Below are 4,183 nucleotides of genomic sequence, written 5' to 3'. Positions count from 1 at the left end.
GGCGGCCGGCTGCCCGCGCGCGCGGGCATGGGCCTGCTCACGCAGCCGATTTCCTGCGTGGGCCTGCCCGTCTGCGCCGCCCCGGTGTGGCCCGGAACGGGCCCGCAGGCCCATCTTCCGATAGGCGTGCAGCTCATCGCCGCCCCGTGGCGCGAAGCCGACTGCCTGCTGGCCGCGCGCCGGCTCGAACAGGCGGGCGTTGCCCGCGCGCGCCCCGCCTGACGAACCCTGCCCCTATTCCGAACCGACGATTACCGAGGCATCGACATGACTACCGCCTTCGCCGTTATCGACACCCCGCGCACGCTGGCCGACGCCGCATACGGCGCGCTCAAGCGCGACATCCTGGATTTCCGCCTCGCCCCCGGCGACCGCTTCACCGAAACCGAAATCGCCGAACGCCTGCAGGTCAGCCGCACGCCGGTGCGCGAGGCGCTGTTCCGGCTGGAGCGCGAGGGCTATCTGGAAGTCCGCCAGCGCAACGGGTGGCTGGTCAGACCGCTGGATTTCGACACGCTGGATCATTTCTACCAGTTGCGCTGCGTGCTGGAAGCCGCGGCCGTGCGCATCCTGTGCGCGTCCGGTCCGGTGTCCGGTGCGGCCGGCGCCGCGGCCCCGGACCCGCGGCGGGCCCTGGCGCCGCTGGCCGACATCTGGCTGGTGGACCCAGGCGACCGCTCCGCCAATGCGGAATGGCTGGCCGACCTCGATGAACGCTTTCACATCGGGCTGGTGGCCGCGGCGGGCAATCCCGAGATCGCCCGCGTGCATCGCGCCGCCACCGAGCGCATCCGCATCGTGCGCCGGCTGGACTTCACCCAGCCCGAACGCATCGGCAAGACCTACGAAGAACACGGCGCCATCCTGCGCGCCGTGATGGCGGGCGAAGCCGAACAGGCCGCGCGCCTGCTCGAGGCCCACATCCGCGAAAGCCAGGAGGCCGTGCGCAAGATCACCCTGCACCGGCTCTATTCCGCGCGCCGGGCGCGGGCGGCATGAGCCAGCCGGAGGCGCCCCCGGCGGAGCGCCCCGGCGCGGCTCATTCCGGCCGCAGCCAGCGGTGCAGCGCGCGCGTGACCAGCGGAATGCAGATGAAAGACAGGATGGGCGTGAGGACCAGCGTGGTGAGCAGCACCCGCCAGAACACCGGCATCGCACTCAAGTGATCGCTGGCCAGCACCGTGAACAGCAGCAGCATCGGGAAGTAGGCCAGCCAGATGCTCACGGCCTGCTTCCAGCGCGGCGGGGCGCTCTGCCGCGCGCCGAACCAGCTGTCCATGCCGCTCACGCGGCGTTCGCGGCTGGCCCGCACGAGCTGGGCTCCGCGCTCCAGCCACATGCGCCGGGGCAGCGACTTTTCCCAACGCGCGAGGCTGGCCTCGTCATTGAAGCGCAACACGATTTCGTACTGGTCGCCGCCCTCGGGCGGCTGCAGCACCCCGGAACCCAGGAAGCCCGGAAAGCCCGCCGCGAGGATCTCGCCCTGCCGCATCCACGAAAGAAAATCTCCGTAGCGTTCAGGCGCGATGTGACGGGTGACCAGCATGGTGACCGGGGCGGTGGCGGCAACGTGGGACATGAGGGAACTCCTGCAACGAAGCGGCCGGAAGCGGGTTGGCCGCCCTCTCTTCAAAGCAAACGGCATGCCAGCGCTGCGCCGGGCCGGCGCGCGCGGCGAACGGATGCGCCGCCGGGCCCGGCGCACCGCGCCGCACACCATATCGGTGATTACCCCTAGATTGCGCGCCATCATGGTGCACGCCGGCCGGGCGCAGGCAGGCGCGCGCGCGCCGGCGCCGTCATTGAGCCGTCCCGTTCCGGGGTCTACACTGTTTCTCCCTTCCCTGCCTCAAGGAGCATTCGCCTCATGAGCACCTACAAGATCGCCGTCTTCGTCGGCAGCCTGCGCGCCGCCTCGATCAATCTGCGTCTGGCCCGCGCGCTCGAAAAGCTGATGCCCGCCGACTTCAAGCTGGAATACGCGAGCCTGGGCGACCTGCCCCTTTACAACCAGGACAACGAAAACAACCCGCCCCCGCCCGTGGTCAAGCTCAAGCAACTGATCGCCGACGCGCAAGGCATCCTTTTCGTGTCTCCCGAGCACAACCGCTCCCTGCCCGCCGCGCTCAAGAACGCCATCGACTGGGGCACGCGCCCGTGGGGCCAGAACTCGTGGGCGGGCAAGGCCGCCGGCATCCTCGGCGCCTCGCCCAGCGCGGCCGGCACCGCCATGATGCAGCAGCACCTGCGCAACATTCTTGCCGCCGAAGGCGTCAGCGTGCTGAGCACCCCCGAAGTCTTCATCCAGTTCGGCGAAGGGCTGGTGGATGACCAGTACAACATCACCAACGAAGGCACGCGCAAGTTCCTGCAGGGCTGGGTGGACCGCTACGTGGCCTGGATCAGGAAGTTCAACGACTGACGCCGCGAAGCTGGCGGGCGCGGCCGGCCAGGCGCGGCCGGCGAGGCGCGGCCGGCCAGGCGCGCCCCCGTCCGCCGGCGCCTCCCAGCCCCTTGCCCCGGCAGGGCCGGGGCGCTGCAGGTTGCCGGAAGCGCGAAAATCGGTCTGCTTGCCGTCGCTGCAGAACGGTGGCAACCCGGAAGACGATTGCCCGCGCGGATCGTGCTGTTGATAGCCCCACGCCCGCGGTCGCCAGCGTGGCCGGCGTCAGGCCGGCCTTCAGCACGCCATAAAGCACGCTCTTATTCTGTTTGTCGTGGCCGATATAGGTATTGCCTTGCTCATCGCAGCCACGAAGCGTCCGCGCGACATGCCGGCGGCATTGATCGGGACGCCCATATCCAGCTCGCCGCGCCCGCGCTTATCCCCGCCCGCTGTGGAGAAGCATGAGGACAGCCTTGGGGAAGCTGGAAAAAACCCAATGCCGCCAGGCACTTGCGGAACCCGGTCAAAAACTGCGCACCCGGGCGCCCGGGTGCGCAACGGCCCGGATCCGCCCGGACTTATCCACGGACGGCCGGCCGCAGAGCCTGGAATGCGCCGATGCGCCCGCCTTGTCCCCGTCTTTTGTGGACAAGCATGAGGACAGTCTGAGGGCAGCATGAAAATTCCCTTGCCGATCAAGGCACTGCGGGCGCTGGTCAAGAAAGGAGCACGCGCCGTTCCCGGCCGGCCGGTTGTCCCCGGCAAATGTGGATAAGGCTGAGGACAGCATGCGGGCAGGTCGGAAATATCCTTGCATGCCAATGACTTGCGGCGCGCGGGCAAGAAAGGCGCAGCAATGGAGCGCCCGCGGACCACGGAAGATCCGCCGTGCCGGCCGGCGTCGGGCGCGCGCCGCTCATCCACAGCGCATGTGGACAAGGCTCTGAACAGTGCGCTGACAAGCGGAAATTTTCCTTTCCCGTCAGGCACTTGCGGGCTCCGCTCAAAAAATGAGCGGCGCCCGCGCGCGGCGCGCGCTATTCGTTTCCTTCGAGGCGCATGCCGATCTTCAGGCCCACCTGCCAGTGCGCGACCTTGCCGTCCTTGATGTGGCCGCGCACTTCCGTGACTTCGAACCAGTCCAGGTTGCGCAGGGTTTCCGAAGCGCGCGCGATGGCCCGGGCAATCGCGTCATCGGTGGACGTCGTGGAAGAGCCCACCAGCTCGATCTGCTTGTACACGTGATTCGTCATCGCTCGTCTCCGTTGTGGTGAGGAAAAACCGGGAACGGCCCGCCGGGTGCTGACGCTTACGACCGGCAATCCATTCGTACACACAGCATACGCGCGCGGCGCTATGGTGGTGTTACGAGTTCCGTCGCGGCGTGACGCCGCGACGATCCGTTCTCGCAACCGCAAGCAAGCCAAGGAGATCGTCATGCCTGAACGCAAGACCCTGGAGCGAGCCGCGCGCGACAAGAAGCAAGGAAAATCGGCGTCCACCCAGGCGGGGGAATTCGTGCGCGAGGAGATCGACCGCGTGCGCGCCGGCAAGCACGGTGTCAAATCCACCAAGCAGGCCATCGCCATCGGGCTCTCGAAAGCGCGGCGCGCCGGCGTGGACGTGCCCGCCTCCAAGAGCGCCAGCTCCGCCACGCGCCGCAAGGCCGAACAGGACAAGCGCGCCAGCCGCGATGGGCACGCCAAGTCTTCCACCCGTTCCCAAGCCACCACCAAGGCGCTGAAGAAGGAAAGCGGCGCACCCGTTTCGCGCGGCGCGCTGTCGCGCCAGGCCAGC

General features: G+C 68.4%; 5 protein-coding genes and 1 pseudogene. 4 read left to right on the top strand and 2 right to left on the bottom strand.

The features are described 5' to 3' along the window. A pseudogene (locus tag AD428_RS23575) lies at positions 1–222 on the top strand (AtzE family amidohydrolase); the annotation flags it as partial. A 45-nt stretch (positions 223–267) separates the two neighbouring features. Further along, a complete protein-coding gene (locus AD428_RS23570; protein WP_053246771.1) occupies positions 268–999 on the top strand; it encodes a GntR family transcriptional regulator in 732 nt (243 codons plus the stop codon). A gap of 40 nt (positions 1,000–1,039) precedes the next feature. On the opposite strand, the gene AD428_RS23565 is transcribed toward AD428_RS23570, so the two are convergent. Further along, positions 1,040–1,579, bottom strand: coding sequence for an antibiotic biosynthesis monooxygenase (locus AD428_RS23565; RefSeq protein ID WP_053246770.1), 540 nt, complete (start codon positions 1,577–1,579; stop codon positions 1,040–1,042). 288 nt (positions 1,580–1,867) lie between these two features. Here AD428_RS23565 and AD428_RS23560 point away from each other — a divergent pair, with 288 nt between their 5' ends. After that, positions 1,868–2,422, top strand: coding sequence for an NADPH-dependent FMN reductase (locus AD428_RS23560; RefSeq protein WP_053246769.1), 555 nt, complete (start codon positions 1,868–1,870; stop codon positions 2,420–2,422). A gap of 1,001 nt (positions 2,423–3,423) precedes the next feature. On the opposite strand, the gene AD428_RS23555 is transcribed toward AD428_RS23560, so the two are convergent. Beyond that, positions 3,424–3,639, bottom strand: a complete 216-nt coding sequence (locus AD428_RS23555; protein WP_053246768.1) for a dodecin — start codon at positions 3,637–3,639, stop codon at positions 3,424–3,426. A gap of 184 nt (positions 3,640–3,823) precedes the next feature. Between AD428_RS23555 and AD428_RS23550 the strand changes: the two genes are divergently transcribed. After that, positions 3,824–4,183, top strand: a 360-nt coding sequence (locus tag AD428_RS23550) for a DUF6496 domain-containing protein (protein WP_053246767.1), incomplete at its 3' end; no start/stop codon positions are given.

The sequence above is a fragment of the Achromobacter sp. DMS1 genome, from assembly GCF_001270295.1.
The sequence above is the reverse complement of the archived record's forward strand: the minus strand, read 5'-3'. Positions and strand labels throughout refer to the sequence as shown.